The organism is Achromobacter sp. 77, from assembly GCF_020541125.1.
Classification (GTDB): domain Bacteria; phylum Pseudomonadota; class Gammaproteobacteria; order Burkholderiales; family Burkholderiaceae_B; genus Achromobacter; species Achromobacter mucicolens.
Genome location: NZ_CP059848.1, coordinates 2,027,718 through 2,042,417, shown reverse-complemented (window position 1 = coordinate 2,042,417; position 14,700 = coordinate 2,027,718). Strand labels below are relative to the sequence as shown.

General features: G+C 66.9%; 14 protein-coding genes. 8 read left to right on the top strand and 6 right to left on the bottom strand.

Annotated elements, in window-relative coordinates; genetic code table 11:
- Positions 1 to 61: 61 nt before the first annotated feature.
- Positions 62 to 877 (top strand): helix-turn-helix domain-containing protein, encoded by an 816-nt coding sequence (locus H4P35_RS09385; RefSeq protein WP_226848724.1) that lies wholly within the window; start codon positions 62 to 64, stop codon positions 875 to 877.
- Between the two features lie 96 nt (positions 878 to 973).
- Positions 974 to 3,592, top strand: coding sequence for a penicillin-binding protein 1A (locus H4P35_RS09380; RefSeq protein ID WP_180100257.1), 2,619 nt, complete (start codon positions 974 to 976; stop codon positions 3,590 to 3,592).
- 62 nt (positions 3,593 to 3,654) lie between these two features.
- Here the strand turns inward: H4P35_RS09380 and H4P35_RS09375 are convergent, their stop codons facing one another.
- Positions 3,655 to 4,368 (bottom strand): metallophosphoesterase, encoded by a 714-nt coding sequence (locus H4P35_RS09375; RefSeq protein ID WP_152383982.1) that lies wholly within the window; start codon positions 4,366 to 4,368, stop codon positions 3,655 to 3,657.
- A 190-nt stretch (positions 4,369 to 4,558) separates the two neighbouring features.
- Here H4P35_RS09375 and H4P35_RS09370 point away from each other — a divergent pair, with 190 nt between their 5' ends.
- Both H4P35_RS09370 and H4P35_RS09365 read left to right on the top strand, forming a co-directional pair.
- Complete coding sequence (locus H4P35_RS09370; protein WP_152383981.1) at positions 4,559 to 5,734, top strand: PepSY domain-containing protein; 1,176 nt, start codon at positions 4,559 to 4,561, stop codon at positions 5,732 to 5,734.
- On the top strand, positions 5,731 to 5,928 hold the full coding sequence (locus tag H4P35_RS09365; protein ID WP_056315961.1) for a hypothetical protein: 198 nt from the start codon (positions 5,731 to 5,733) through the stop codon (positions 5,926 to 5,928). Before H4P35_RS09370 ends, H4P35_RS09365 begins: the two co-directional genes overlap by 4 nt.
- A gap of 82 nt (positions 5,929 to 6,010) precedes the next feature.
- Here H4P35_RS09365 and H4P35_RS09360 read toward each other — a convergent pair whose 3' ends face one another.
- A complete protein-coding gene (locus tag H4P35_RS09360; protein ID WP_128827993.1) occupies positions 6,011 to 6,835 on the bottom strand; it encodes an aldo/keto reductase in 825 nt (274 codons plus the stop codon).
- Positions 6,836 to 7,107: 272 nt separating this feature from the next.
- Between H4P35_RS09360 and H4P35_RS09355 the strand changes: the two genes are divergently transcribed.
- Entirely contained in the window at positions 7,108 to 8,913 is a 1,806-nt protein-coding gene (locus H4P35_RS09355; protein WP_226848723.1) for an ABC transporter ATP-binding protein/permease, read from the top strand.
- 51 nt (positions 8,914 to 8,964) lie between these two features.
- Positions 8,965 to 9,351: a Rieske 2Fe-2S domain-containing protein gene (locus H4P35_RS09350; protein ID WP_226848722.1), complete on the top strand. Its 387-nt coding sequence runs from the start codon at positions 8,965 to 8,967 to the stop codon at positions 9,349 to 9,351.
- Between the two features lie 32 nt (positions 9,352 to 9,383).
- Here the strand turns inward: H4P35_RS09350 and H4P35_RS09345 are convergent, their stop codons facing one another.
- A complete protein-coding gene (locus H4P35_RS09345; RefSeq protein ID WP_056315950.1) occupies positions 9,384 to 10,367 on the bottom strand; it encodes a bile acid:sodium symporter family protein in 984 nt (327 codons plus the stop codon).
- 111 nt (positions 10,368 to 10,478) lie between these two features.
- On the opposite strand from H4P35_RS09345, the gene H4P35_RS09340 reads away from it, so the two are divergent.
- Positions 10,479 to 11,321 carry a LysR family transcriptional regulator gene (locus H4P35_RS09340; RefSeq protein ID WP_062841866.1) on the top strand — a complete coding sequence of 281 codons (843 nt, stop codon included), beginning with the start codon at positions 10,479 to 10,481 and terminating at the stop codon, positions 11,319 to 11,321.
- Between the two features lie 16 nt (positions 11,322 to 11,337).
- Here H4P35_RS09340 and H4P35_RS09335 read toward each other — a convergent pair whose 3' ends face one another.
- The 3 genes from H4P35_RS09335 to H4P35_RS09325 all read right to left on the bottom strand — a co-directional run bounded on the left by H4P35_RS09335 (position 11,338) and on the right by H4P35_RS09325 (position 13,639).
- Positions 11,338 to 11,646, bottom strand: coding sequence for a hypothetical protein (locus H4P35_RS09335; protein ID WP_226848721.1), 309 nt, complete (start codon positions 11,644 to 11,646; stop codon positions 11,338 to 11,340).
- 121 nt (positions 11,647 to 11,767) lie between these two features.
- Entirely contained in the window at positions 11,768 to 12,646 is an 879-nt protein-coding gene (locus H4P35_RS09330; RefSeq protein WP_180100266.1) for an N-formylglutamate amidohydrolase, read from the bottom strand.
- A gap of 3 nt (positions 12,647 to 12,649) precedes the next feature.
- Positions 12,650 to 13,639 carry a tripartite tricarboxylate transporter substrate binding protein gene (locus H4P35_RS09325; protein WP_056315942.1) on the bottom strand — a complete coding sequence of 330 codons (990 nt, stop codon included), beginning with the start codon at positions 13,637 to 13,639 and terminating at the stop codon, positions 12,650 to 12,652.
- A gap of 105 nt (positions 13,640 to 13,744) precedes the next feature.
- On the opposite strand from H4P35_RS09325, the gene H4P35_RS09320 reads away from it, so the two are divergent.
- A complete protein-coding gene (locus tag H4P35_RS09320; RefSeq protein ID WP_062841869.1) occupies positions 13,745 to 14,680 on the top strand; it encodes a LysR substrate-binding domain-containing protein in 936 nt (311 codons plus the stop codon).
- The last annotated feature ends 20 nt before the right edge of the window (positions 14,681 to 14,700 follow it).

The following is a 14,700-nucleotide window of genomic DNA, read 5'->3' as shown; positions in this document are numbered from 1 at the left end:
TGACAAAATAGGCGCACTGCGCTTTTGGGCGTGCCCTCATTCTTTTGCCGGAAGTGACACCATGGTCGTGCGCCCCGCCCCCGATCCCGCGCGCAGCATCAATGCCCAGGACTACCAGCATCGCCCGCGCGTCGTGACGGCAATGGCCAAGGAATTTCCCGCGGGCGCGCAGACCGGCTCGCATTCGCACCCCCGCGCGCAGCTCATCTACGCCATCGAAGGCGTGATGCGCGTCACCACGCCCAGCGGCTTCTGGGCCCTGCCGCCGCTGCGCGCGCTCTGGGTGCCGGCCGGCGTGCCGCACGGCGTGGACATGGTGGGCGCGGTCTCCATGCGTTCGCTCTACATCCAGGCCGAAGCGGCCGCGGGCTACTGGCCCCAGTGCCAGGTGATCGAGGTAAGCGGCCTGTTGCGCGAACTGATCCTGGCGCTGACGGCCGAGCCCATCGACTACCCGCTCGGGGGACGGATCGAACAGATCGCCGGATTGATCCTGGCCGAACTGGCCGCAGCCCGCGTCGTGCCGATTCAGATCCCCTGGCCGCGCGACCGGCGCTTGCAAGCCATTTGCGCGGCCATCCTGGACCAGCCCGGCCTGCAGCGCGGCATCGACGACTGGGGCAGCGAAATCGGCGCCAGCGGCCGCACATTGATCCGATTGTTTCAAAGCGAACTGGGATTGAACTACCGCCAATGGGTGCAGCAGGTGCGCCTGGCCGACGCCGTGTGCCGCCTGTCGCTGGGCGAGCCCGTCGCGCGGATTGCCGCGGACCTCGGCTACCGTAGCGCCAGCGCGTTCTCGGCCATGTTCCACCGAGCGCTGGGCGCGCCCCCGCAGCGCTACCTGCAATCCGTCCCCGGCGCCGGAGGCGCCTGACATAACGCTGAATTCCCCCTGGGCGGGCAGATTTCGTTACCGAAACCTTATTGCGCCCTGGGCGGTCTATAGCGTTCTGACCTAGAATCGCCTGCAATGAGCACCCCCCAGCAATCCTCCGCCAACCCGGGCGGCAAATCGGGCCTCCCCTGGAAACCTCTCCTGGTCAAAGCGGGCATCGCAGCCGCCGGCGCAGCCGTGTGCGGCGCCATCCTGCTCGGCCTCGCGCTGGCCCTGGCGTGGCCCAGCCTGCCCGACCTGCACGCGATGACCGACTACCGGCCACGCGTGCCGTTGCGCGTCTATACCGCGGACAAGGTCTTGATCGGCGAGTACGGCGAAGAACACCGCAACGTGCTGCGTTTCGATGAGATTCCTCCGGTGATGCGCCAAGCCGTGCTGGCGGCCGAGGACGACCGGTTCTACAGCCACGGCGGCGTCGACTGGATGGGCGTTGCGCGCGCCGTGCTGACCAACATCGTCAAGGGCTCCAAGTCCCAGGGCGGCAGCACGATCACGATGCAGGTCGCGCGCAACTTCTATCTGTCGTCGGAGAAAACCTACTCGCGCAAGTTCTACGAACTGCTGCTGACGTTCAAGATCGAATCCGAGCTCACCAAGGACCAGATCCTCGAGCTCTACATGAACCAGATCTACCTGGGCCATCGCGCCTATGGTTTCGCGGCCGCTTCGCGCACGTACTTCGGCAAGCCGCTGTCGGAAGTCACGCCGGCCGAAGCCGCCATGCTGGCCGGCATTCCCAAGGCGCCCTCGCGCTTTAACCCCATCACCAACTTCCCGCGCGCGGAAATCCGCCAGCATTACGTGCTGGGCCGCATGAAGACGCTGGGCTACCTGACGCCGGAGCAGACCGAAGAGGCCCTGAACCAGCGCCTCACGATCCGCGGCTCGGACGGCAGCAGCGCACGTGGCTTCGCGGTGCATGGCGACTATCCCGCCGAGCTGGCCCGCCAGCTGATGTACGGCGTCTTCCAGGAAAACACGTATTCGCAGGGCATCGACGTCTACACCACGATCGATTCCAAGGCGCAGGAAGCCGCCTACCGCGCCGTGCGCGACGGCATCATCGATTACACGCGCCGCGCCGTCTATCCGGGGCCGGAAGACCAGGTCGACCTGCCCGACGGCGTGGAAAAGGACCCGCAGGCGCTCGACGAGGTCCTGGATGGCGTGCAGGAAAAGTCGCCCGACAGCGAAGACCTGCTCGCCGCCGTCGTGCTGGCCGCCAGCCCCACCGAAGTCACCGTGGCGCGCAGCGGACGCGACATCATCACGATCTCGGACAAGAAGGCCTTGGCGGTTGTCGCCCGCGCGCTCAATCCCAAGGCCAGCGACACCCAGCGCATCCGCCGCGGTTCCGTCGTCTACATCCACAAGAACGGCGACAACTGGGAAATCATCAACATGCCGGCGCTGCAGGCCGCGCTGGTATCGATGGTGCCGCAGGATGGCGCCATCCGCGCGATGATCGGCGGCTTTGACTTCAATCGCGGCCACTTCAACCGCGTCACGCAGGCCTGGCGCCAGCCCGGTTCGAACATCAAGCCGTTCGTCTACGCGGCCGCGCTGGAACGGGGCCTCACGCCCGCCACGCAGATTTCCGACCAGCCCTTCATGCTGACCGCCGAGCAGACGGGCTCGAAGGCCTGGCAGCCCAAGAACGACGGCAACAAGTACGAACCCATGCTGACCCTGCGTCAGGGCCTCATGCGGTCCAAGAACATGGTGTCCATCCGCATCCTGCAGGCGATCTCTCCGCAGTATGCGCAGGATTATCTGACGCGCTTCGGCTTCGACAAGTCGCGCTGGCCGGCCGTGCTGCCGCTCGCCCTGGGCGCGGGCGGCGCCACGCCGCTGCAAGTCGTCAATGGCTACAGCGTGTTCGCCAACGGCGGCTATCGCGTGACGCCCTACCTCATCGACCACGTCACGGACCGCTCCGGCAACGTGCTGATGAAGGCGCAGCCCGTCGTGGCCGGCGATGCGCAGGCGCGCGCCATCGACCCACGCACCGCCTGGGTCATGGACGACATCCTGCGGGACGTCACCGTCAACGGCACCGCCGCCCGCGCGCATCAGGTGCTCAAGCGCAACGACATCGGCGGCAAGACCGGCACCACCAACGACGCGGTCGACGTCTGGTTCTCGGGCTTCACGCAGACCCTGGCCACCACCGTGTGGATGGGCTTTGACCAGCCCAAGTCGCTGGGCACCAACGAGTTCGGCAGCGGCCTGGCGCTGTCCACCTGGCTGGACTACATGCAGCCCGTGCTCAAGGACGTGCCGCAGGCCAAGCCGGCGCCCCGTCCCGATGGCCTGCTGGTGGACAACGGCGAGTACTACTTCTCCGAATTCCCGCCCGGCCAGGCAGTGGCCTCGCTGGACCTGTCTTCCGGCGACGCGCTCACCGATTTCCTGAACAACAACCGCTCGACGGACGGCGTCGACACCTCGGTCAAGCCGCTGCCCCCGGGCGGCGCCGCAGCCCCGCAAGACAGTCCGATCCAACCGCCGTTGATGCCGATCCCGGTGCCGCGCGCGGACGCCGCGCCCGGCCCGCAGGCGCAGGCTATGCCCGCCGCAGGCGGCGTGCAGCCGCCGGCCCTGCCTGCCGCGGTTGCGCCGGCCGACTCGGCCGGCGTAAGCGCCAGCGCCGTCACCAGCCCCGGCACGGTAACCGCCCGGCCGCTTTAAGCGCCGCGCATCACGCAAAACGGGCGCCTCGGCGCCCGTTTTTCTTTTGAGACCGGCCCCCGCTACTCGGCGGCCGCAGCCTCGGTCACGACCTCGCGCGGCCACGCCTGCAGGGATTCCAGATTCAAAAAGGTGAAGTAGCCGGCGTTCCAGCCTTCGGTGTCGATGTGATACACATTGCCCAGCGCAAGCGGCGATGCCACCGGGGTATGCCCCGCCACCACCGCCCTGACGCCCAGGATGCCGGTGCGGTCCATCTGGCGCAGGCGGTCGCGCGACCACTGGCACGCCGCGCTGGTGCGTTTGTAGCGGTCCTGCAACGCGGACTCCAGCCGGGGCCAGAACAGCACCGGGCAGTCGGCATGCAGCAGTCCGACCGCGCCCGACGACGTTTCCACCTCGATGGCAATGGGCAGCCGGGTAAAGGCCTCGGCAAACACCGCTTGCCGCTCGGCAGGCAAATCCAGAAACCAGCCACCGCCGTAACCGCGCCAGTTCTTCACGTCCACTTGCCCGGTGCGCACATGGCGAATCGCGTAGTCCTCGTGATTGCCTTGCACCGCGTAAAACCACGGCTTTTCCAGCCAGTCCAGCGCGGCCTCGTTCTCGGGCCCGCGGTCGACTAGGTCGCCCACGGAAAAAAGCCGATCGAAGGCTGGGTCGAACCCCAGTTCATCCAGCGCCTGTTGCAGACGCGAAAAATGGCCGTGCACGTCGCCCACCGCAAAATCGCGGCCGGCTTCATTGCGCGGGACCTTGAGAAAACGCTGCTCCATGATGCTTCGGGTATGCCGCAAGGAAAAATCTGACCCTTCTTTTTAACCCGCTTTGCTCTGTCCCCACGGCCAGCCCGGACGCCGGAAGGGTCAAATAGCGTTACGAGAATCGCTCTTGTTCGTGATAATGTTTCCTCCTTTCCCGTTCCGTTCTTGAGGGGTTGCGCCTGGCCGCTTCCCCGCCGTCACCATGACCGCCGCGTCCACCATCAAAACCTGGTATCTGGTCCATAAATGGACCAGCCTGGTCTGCACGATCTTCTTGCTGATCATCTGTCTCACCGGCCTGCCGCTCGTGTTCCATCACGAGATCGAGCACTGGCTGGACGATGCCAAGCCGCTATCGGAGGTGCCTGCCGGCACGCCGCCCGCCAACCTCGACAAGCTTGTCGCGAACGCCCGCGAGATGTACCCGAACGAGGTCGTCGACTACCTCTTCTTCGACCCCGACGAACCGCAGGTCTTCGTCGGCATGGCCAAGACGCCGGGCGACGGGCAGGCCTCGGGGCACGCCATCCGCATGGACGCGCGCACGGGCGATGTGTTGCTCGACGGCCCGCTCTACACCGAAGACAAGTTTTCGTTCATGGGCGTCATGCTGGCGCTGCATGTGGACCTTTTCGCGGGGCTGGCGGGCGAGCTGTTCCTGGGCTTCATGGGCCTCTTGTTCTGCGTGGCCATCGTGTCGGGCGTCGTGCTGTACGGCCCCTTCATGAAGAAGCTGGAATTCGGCACCGTGCGCGCCACGCGCTCGACACGCCTGAAGTGGCTGGACCTGCACAACCTGCTGGGCATCGTCACGCTGGTCTGGGCGTTCGTGGTGGGCGTCACCGGCGTCGTCAACGAACTGTCCACGCCGCTCTTCCGGCTATGGCAGTCCACCGAACTGCCTCGCGTCCTGGAACCCTACAAGGGCCAGCCCATTCCCACGCAACTGGCATCGGCGCAACTGGCAGCAGACACCGCGCGCAAGGCCATGCCCGGCAACGAGGTTTCGTTCATTTCATTCCCCGGCAACGCCTTCGGCAGCCCGCAACACTTCATCGCCTGGATGCGCGGCGACACGCCGCTGACGTCCAAGCTGAATACGCCCGTACTGATCGACGGCCGGACCGGCGAACTGACGACGGTCGCGCGGATGCCGTGGTACCTGACCGCGCTGGAAGTCTCGCGGCCGCTGCATTTCGGTGATTACGGCGGCCTGCCGCTCAAGATCATCTGGGCGCTGCTCGACCTGGTCACCATCGTGGTGCTGGTCAGCGGCCTGTACCTGTGGCTGGCCCGCCGCCGCGCCACCGAAGCGCGCATCAACGACCTCATCAAGAAACACCAGGCAGCCGCCGCCCCGCAAAGGACGCCCGCATGAGCCAGTTCAAAGGCAAAGGCGGCCGCGGCTTCCTGTTCGTGTGGGGCATGCCGATCCTGCTGGGCGCCCTCAGCATCTTCGGCCTGCTGGCCGCCCTACTGGGCACCGGCGCGTGGCACTGGGCGTCATGGACCGCCCTCACCATTCTGCTCGTGGTGATCCTGCGCTACTGGGTTTTCCCGCTCGATCACTAGCCGACCGCTTGCCGGCGCAATCGGGCGGTCCAGGACGGCCGCGCGGCCCCGCTCGCCGCGCCCGCCGTGCCCGCGCCGCTCGTTACGCGAACTTCTCGGGGTCCGGCCCCAGCCGCGGGCCTTCCTTGATGCCGTCGATGGCCGCCATCTCGGCCGGCGACAGTTCGAAGTCGAAGACGTCGATGTTTTCGCGGATCCGCGCCGGCGTGATGGACTTCGGGATCACGACCAGGTCGTGCTGCAGATGCCAGCGCAGCGTCACCTGGGCCGGCGACTTGCCGTGCTTTTGCGCCAGATCCAGGATCACCTTTTCCTTCGTGATGTTGCCCTGCGCAAGCGGGCTCCAGGATTCGGTCACGATGCCATGCCGGGCATGGAAGGCCCGCAGCGCGGTCTGCGTGAATCCGGGGTGCAGCTCGATCTGGTTGACGGCGGGCGTGACGCCCGACGCGTCGATCAGGCGTTCCAGATTCGCTTGCGTGAAGTTCGACACGCCGATCGATCGCGCGCGGCCATCTTCCTTCATCTCGATCATGGCCCGCCAGGCGTCCAGGAACTTCTCGCTGCCGGCCACCGGCCAGTGAATCAGGTACAGGTCCACGTACGCCAGGCCCAGCTTCTCCAGGCTTTCGTCCATCGCCTTGTGCGCGTCGTCGTAGCCATGCCTGTCGTTCCACAGCTTGGTCGTGATGAACAGGTCCTTGCGCGCCACGCCGGCTGACCGCAGTCCCACACCCACGCCCGCCTCATTGCCATAGATGGCTGCCGTATCCACCGACCGGTAACCTGCCGCCAGCGCTTCCTTCACGCTGGAGGCCGCCTGATCATCCGGCACCTGCCACACGCCCAGGCCCAACTGCGGAATCTTGCCTCCGTCGTTCAATTTCACTGCGGGTACCTTCGCCATAAGACCCTCCATAGCATGCAACGCCACCGCGGCGCGGCGAAAACGCGCCCGGTCGCGTAACCAGGGGAGCAGGCGGCCGGCCCCCCGGTTGGAAGAGAAAGAAACGGGCCCGACGCGCTGCGCCCGTGTCGCGATACCGCCTTGACGCCCCCGGTTAAGGTGCACCCGTGCCCAGGGGTTATGCCTCAAATAGTACCGCTGGTGCCCCATAATGCCCTGCAAACGGCTTAACTCCCCTGGTGGAGCCCGCCTCAACCACGGCATCCCGACCCATGAATCCTCCTGAAACGCGGCCCGGCAAGGGCGGCGGTCTTGCCACGCTTCGCACCCTCTTTCCCTACCTGTGGCCGCCCGGCAAGACCGGCCTGAAGCTGCGCGTGGTGGCGGCACTGCTGTGCCTGTTCGCCGCCAAGGCCGCGACCGTCTACGTGCCCCTGTTGTACAAGCAGGCGGTGGACGAGCTGGGCAAGGGCGCGCCCGGCACGGTGACCGTGCCGCTCGGGCTGATCCTGGCCTACGGCACCGCGCGCGTTCTGTCGCTGCTGTTCTCCGAACTGCGCGACGCGATCTTCGCGCGGGTCGGCCAGCATGCGATCCGTTCCGTCGGCCTGCAGATCTTCCGTCACCTGCACAGCCTGGCGCTGCGCTTTCACCTGGCGCGCCAGACCGGCGGGCTGAACCGCGCCATCGAACGCGGCACCAAGGGCATCCAGACGCTGCTGTCGTTCCTGCTGTTCAACATCCTGCCCACGTTCTTCGAAATCAGCCTCGTCTGCGTCGTGCTGTGGAAGATGTTCGACGGCTGGCTGGCGCTGGCCACGGGCGCCACGGTCGTCCTCTACATGGCCTACACCCTGGCTGTGACCGAATGGCGCACCAAGTTCCGGCGCCAGATGAACGAAACCGACTCCGAGGCCAACACCAAGGCCATCGAAAGCCTGCTGAACTACGAAACGGTCAAGTATTTCGGCAACGAAGAGCACGAGGCCCGGCGCTACGACGCGTCGCTCACCCGCTACGAACGCGCCGCCGTGCGCAGCCAGGTCAGCCTGTCGATCCTGAACGTGGGCCAGGCCGCCATCATCTCCGTGGGGCTGACGCTCGTGATGTGGATGGCGGCCAACGGCATCGCCGAGGGCCGCTACACGCTGGGCGACTTCGTGCTGGTCAACACCTATCTGTTGCAGCTCTACACGCCGCTTAGTTTCTTCGGCTTCATCTACCGCGAAATCAAGCAGGCGCTGATCGACATGGAGCGCATGTTCGAGCTGCTGGGCCAGGACCGCGAAGTGGCCGACCGCCCGGGCGCCACGCCGCTGCAGGTCTCGGGCGGCGCCGTCGAATTCCGCGACGTGCATTTCGGCTACGACCCGCGCCGCGCCATCCTGAAGGGCGTCAGCTTTTCCATTCCCGCCGGCAAAACAGTGGCCGTGGTCGGCACCTCGGGCGCCGGCAAGTCCACGATCGCGCGCCTGCTGTTCCGCTTCTATGACGCAGACAGCGGCGCCATCCTGATCGACGGCCAGGACGTGCGCGACGTCACGCAGGCCAGCGTGCGCGCCGCGATTGGCGTCGTGCCGCAGGACACCGTGCTGTTCAACGACACCATCCGCTACAACATCGGCTACGGGCGGCCCGGCGCCACGGAAGCGGAAATCGAGGCCGCCGCGCGCCTGGCGCACATTCAGGACCTCATCCTGACCATGCCGGACGGCTACGACACCCTGGTGGGCGAGCGCGGCCTGAAGCTGTCAGGCGGCGAAAAGCAACGCGTCGCGATTGCCCGCACCATCCTCAAGAATCCGGCCATCTTCCTGTTCGACGAAGCCACCAGCGCCCTGGACACCCATACCGAACGCGAGATCCAGGCCAACCTGCGCGAGGTCAGCCAGGGCCGCAGTACGCTGATCATTGCGCACCGCCTGTCCACGGTGGCCGACGCGGACGAGATCATCGTGCTGGCAGACGGCCGCATCGTCGAGCGCGGCCGTCATCCGCAACTGCTCGCCCAAGGCGGCATCTACGCCGGCATGTGGACCCGCCAGCAGGAGAGCGCACGGTCCGCGCCCGCGGATTGACAAGCCGCGCCCCCTGTCCGAACATCGCACCCTTTGATAGCCAGGCCTCCCATGCAGGATTCTCCCACCCTTCCCGAAGTGCTCGTCTGCGCCGCCGGCGACCTGGTCAACGGCGGCCTGGGCGTGAAGGTGCCCGTGACCGATGGCGCGGGCCGCACCACCGCCTTCTTCGTGCGCTACCAGGATCAGGTGCACGGCTACCTGAACCGCTGCGCCCACATCGGCGTGGAACTCGATTGGGAAGGCAGCTTCTTCACCCGCGCGGGCGACCTCATCATGTGCGCCCGCCATGGCGCCACCTACCAGCCCGACACGGGCGTTTGCGTGGGCGGGCCCTGCAAGAACGGACGCCTGACCGCGCTGGCCGTCACCGAGCGCGACGGCGGCGTCTTCTGGCAGCCCGCCGGCAAGATCCAGCCGCTGGACGCAGCCGCCTGATCCCATCGCCAGGCGGCGCGCCGCGCGGGGCGTTACGCCCGGGCCGGCACCGCCGCCGCCGGTTCCTCGCGCTCGGCATAGCGCCGCGCCAGCACCGCGCAAACCATCAGCTGCATCTGGTGAAAGATCATCAGCGGCAACACCACCACGCCCATCTGCGACGTGCCAAACAGCACCGTCGCAAGCGGAATGCCCGACGCCAGCGACTTCTTCGATCCGCAAAAGACCAGCGTGATCTCGTTCTCCTTGGTCATCCCCAGCTTGCGGCTGCCCCACGTCGTGATCACCAGCACCGATCCCAGCAGCAAGGCGTTCACCAGCACCATCGTGGCCAGGTCGATGGCCGGAAACGCGTGCCAGATGCCTTGCGCGACGGCTTCGCTGAACGCGGTGTAGACGGCCAGCAGGATCGAGCTGCGGTCGACCTTGGACAGCGTGCGGCTGTTGCGCAGCGCCCACGCCCCGATCCACGGCCGCAGCAGGCTGCCCACCGCAAACGGCAGCAACAGCTGCAGCAGGATGCGGCCGGCGTCGGCCAGCCCATGCCCGCCGCCCTGGCGGTGAAGCAAAACGGCCACCAGCAGCGGCGTCAGCACGGTACCCAACAGGTTGGAGGCCGTCGCCGCGCAGATTGCACCCGGCACATTGCCCCGCGCCATCGAGGTAAAGGCAATCGAGGACTGCACGGTGGAAGACAGCGTGCAGACGAACAGCACGCCCAGCCACAGCGACGGCGTCAGCAGCCCGGGAAACAGGGCGCGCAGGCCCAGACCCAAGGCGGGAAACAGCAGGAAGGTGCAGGCCAGGATCAGCCCGTGCAAGCGCACGTCCTTCACGCCGGACACGATGGCGTCCGTGGACAGCCGCGCTCCGTGCAGGAAGAACAGCAGCGAAATCGCCACGTTGCTGGCCACCATCATGAACGTCGCGCCCTTGCCCACCGCCGGGAAAAAGCTGGCGAACGCCACGGTGGCGATCAGGATGAGCGTGAATTGGTCGGGCAGAAAGCGGCGCATGGCAGGGACGTGTCGAAGAAAATGCGCCCACTATAGGCGCGCCCCTTGCCATCGTGAAGGCCACTGGGTACTTTAACTGTCATCGGCATTTCCTATGACCAGACCGCGCCCATGCTCAATCCCCTGTGGCTCAAGACCTTCGCGGCCGCCGCCGGCGCGCCAAGCTTCACCGAGGCCGCGCGCCGGCTGGGCCTGACCCAGCCCACCGTCAGCGAACACATCCGGCAACTCGAATCGGCCGTGAATCGCCGGCTGTTCCAGCGCGACACGCATTCGCTCGCCCTGACCAGCGATGGCCGCAGCCTGCTCGTGCATGCCGAAATCATCCTGGCCGCCCACGAAAAAGCCGAACGCCTGTTCGATGCGCCACGGCTGCGCGGCCGGATCCGGCTCGGCACCTCGGACGATCTGGCGATGGGTCCCCTGCCCGACGTCCTGGCGGCGTTCCGGCTTGCGCATCCCGAAGTGGAGCTGGACCTGACCATCGGCGTCACCAGCGAGCTCTACAAGCTGCTGGACGACAACCGCCTCGATGTGATGATCGGCAAGCGCCGGCGCGGCGACCGCCGCGGCCAGACGCTGCACAAAGAGGCGCTGCTGTGGCGCGCCAAGGAAGGCTTGCGGATCGTGTCCGATGAACCGCTTCCGCTGATCCTGCTGCGCGAGCCCAGCGTCACACGCACGCTGACGCTGGACGCGCTGGCGCGCGCCGGACGCAGCTGGCAAATCGTCTGCACCAGCACCAGCTACGCAGGCTGCCAGGCGGCCGCGCGCGCAGGATTGGGCATCACCGTCCAACCCTCGCACCTGTCCACCGCCGGCCTGTCGGCGCCCGCGGGCGCGGCCAACCTGCCCGCGCTGCCGCCGGTGGAATTCATCGTCATCTCGGCCCCGGCGCCGGGCAAACCCACCCGCGCGCTGATCGACATCCTCATGCGCAGCACCCTGACCTGACCCGCCTGACGGCAGCCTACTCGGGCAACGGGTCCGGCACGCCGTCCGCATCCACGGACTTCACGCGATCCAGCGCATTGCGCGCCGCCGACATGGCCTCGATCGTGCTGCGAAAGCGCCGCGAAAGGAATATCTCGAAGGCCTGGCTTTCCGGCTCGGGCGCAGCCGCTTCGGCGCCGGGCTCGGCGCCATCGGCAGGCGCAGGCGCTTCGGCGGCTTTCACGGGCAGGCGCCGCGTCTCCAGAAACGCGCGCGCGGGGATGCGCCCCTCGGGCTGGGTCGCATAGGCGACCACTGAAAATCCATCGATGATCTTCTCGGACATTGCGGTTTCCTTGGGCGCGATCGATCGGGCGCGCCGACACGTTCACAACGGCTTGCCCCAAGAAAACTTAAGCCGGGACCGGCGCGGGATTCCGCCCTGCGCGCCGGTTATTCAAACGACTCTATTTTGTCGACGTGACCGCTTGCGCGCGCACGCGCACATAGGCCGCCACCTGTTCCAGCACATGCGACAGATCCGCGCGCAACGCGTCAAAACCCGCGTTGCGTTCCCGCGTGGCTTCGTCCATGTAGAGCGGGCGGCGGATCTCCACCTGCAGACTGTGCCGGTTCAGCGCGGGCTGGCCAATCTGCGCGATGAGCTGCACGCCCTTGTACGGGTCGTTGCGCGCCACCGTGTAGCCCTTGTCGCGCAGCGCCGTCTCGATGAGCGCAATGAACTCCGGCTCGCACGTCGTGCCGTCGCGGTCGCCCAGCACAAAGTCGGCAAGCGGATGTTCGCTCTGGCGTCCCAGCCGCTCGTAGGCGTCGTTCGGCATCGAATGCAGATTCAGGTGCCATACCGCGCCGAAGCGCTCGTGGACGTGCCGGATCGCCGTAGCCAAGGCCGCGTGATAAGGCTCGTAGTACGCCTGGATGCGATGCCGCACCTGCGACAGCGTCAGCTTGCGGTCGTAGATCGGCGTGGCCTTGTCCATCCGGCGCCAGATCAGGCCCTTGCCCAGGCGCGTCTTTTCGCCGGGGTCCAGCGGCTCGGGCCAGGGCTCGGCCAACAGCTCCGGATCCAGATCCTGCAACGTGCGGTTCGGGTCGATGTAGACGCGCGGAAAATTGGCCGCGACCAGCGTGGCGCCCAGCGCGGGCGCCGCCGACCACAACGCGTCCACGTGCGTGTCCTCGCCCTGGCGCAATTGCGCCAGCGTGGCCGAGGCGCCGAAATCATCGGGATAGCGCTCGCCGCTATGCGGCGAATCACAGACCAGCGGCAACGCGGGCCCGGTGGGTTCATGCACGGAAACAGCGGGGAAGTCGGCGGTCGTCATCGTTCAATCAGCCTGGATGTTGGCGGTCTTGGCCACTTTTGCGTAGCGGGCCAGGGCCTGGTCGATCTGCACCTGGAATTCTTGCGGCGTCGTGGGCATCAGCGTACCACCCACGTCTTCGGCCTTCTTGCGGAATTCCGGATCTTCCATCGCAGCGCGGACGGCCTTGTTCAGACGCTCCACCACGGCCTGCGGCGTGCCCGCCGGCGCGACCAGGCCGAACCAGCCGCCGGTGCCCATGTCGGGATAGCCCAGCTCGATGTAGGTGGGCACGTCGGGCAGCAGCGGCGAGCGCTCGGCGCCCAGCACCGCCAGCGGACGCAGCTTGCCGCCCAGCACCTGCGGCAGCGTTGACGACAGGTTGTCCGTGATCGCGTCCACCTGCCCGCCCATCACGTCGTTCAGCGCCGGCCCCGCGCCACGGTACGGCACGTGCAGCAGCTTGATGCCGGACAGCATCATGAAATTCTCGATGTTCACGTGCCCCAGCGATCCCACGCCCGGCGACGCGAAGCTGTAGCGTTCGGGCGCGCCCTTGGCCAGCGCGACGAATTCGGCCATGTTCTTGGCCGGGACATTGGGGTTGATCGCGAAGATGCTGGGCACGGCCAGCACATTGGCCACCGGCACGAAATCCTTGACCGGGTCGTAGTTCATCTTGCGGAACACCGCCGGATTCGACCCGTGCGTGCTCATGGTCGCCATGCCGATCGTATAGCCGTCCGGCGTGGACCGCGCCACCTGTTCCATGCCCAGCGATCCGCCGGCGCCCGCCTTGTTCTCGACGACGATGGTCTGCTTCAGGTCGCGGCCCGCGTACTCGGCCACAAGCCGCGCCACGATGTCGGTCGACCCGCCCGCGGCAAACGGCACCACCAGCTTGATCGGACGCGCAGGGTAGTCGGCGGCATGCGACATGCCGGCAAAGGACAACGTGGCAAACATGCCGGCGAGCGCAAAGCGCGCGGACCGGCCAAAAAGACGGCGGGACATAAGGCGACTCCTGGGTTGTCGTGCTGAAGGCCGCCAGTGTCCAAACTTTACGATCCCCTTTCAAACGACTATATTGCACTCCTTCATTACCAAAGGTCATGCTAGATGCGCCTGCATTCGCCCTCGATGTCCGAGCTGCATGCCTTCGTGACCGCGGCCAGGCTGGGCAGCTTCACCCAGGCAGCAGAGGTGCTGTGCGTGACCCAGGGCGCCATCAGCCGCGCCATCTCCCGCCTGGAGGCGCACTTCGGCCAGCCGCTCATGCACCGCAATGCCCACGGCCTCACGCTGACCGAGACCGGCCGCAAGCTGTACGACGGCGCACAGGCGCCCCTGCATGCGATCGAAGCGCTCAGCACGGAATTGCGTGCTGATGACCGCCGGCTGCGCCTGACCCTATCCTCGGTGCCCACGCTGGCCAGCGCGTGGCTCGTGCCGCGTCTGCCGGACTTCCACCAGCGTCACCCGGACATCCAACTCGGCTTCTCCGCCTACCGCCGCAACGAAGACTTCTCCGGCGCCACGCCGGATGCGAGCATTCTGTCGGGCACGCCGGACCAGTGGCCGGGCTGGCACGCGGACTACGTCATCGGCCGCGAAATGGTGGTGATCTGCCACCCGGGGCGGCTGGCGGCACGCCAGGCCAAGGGCCTGTGGAGCACGCCGCAGGGCTTGTTGGGCGAGCCCCTGCTGTATCACACCAACGGCCGGGAAAATTGGGCCCAATGGTTCGCCGCGGCCGGCGTGCCTCGCGCCAGCGTCACGTTGTCGAACGGGTTCGATCAGGTATCGATCCTGATCCGTGCGGTCATGGCCGACATGGGCATCGCTGTGTTGCAACGCTGCCTCGTACGAGACGAACTGCAGGCCGGCCGCGTCGCCGCCCCCTTCCCGGAACTGGCCATCCGTATCGACCGCGGCTACCACCTCTGCGCGCCCGCGCAGCGGCGCGACCACTACGCCCTGGCGTGTTTCCGCCAATGGCTGCTGGAAACCGCCAGCCTGGATCCTGACGTCATGGCGGCCGGCGCTCCCGCCTGAGCTTCAAGCGCCATCGTGCG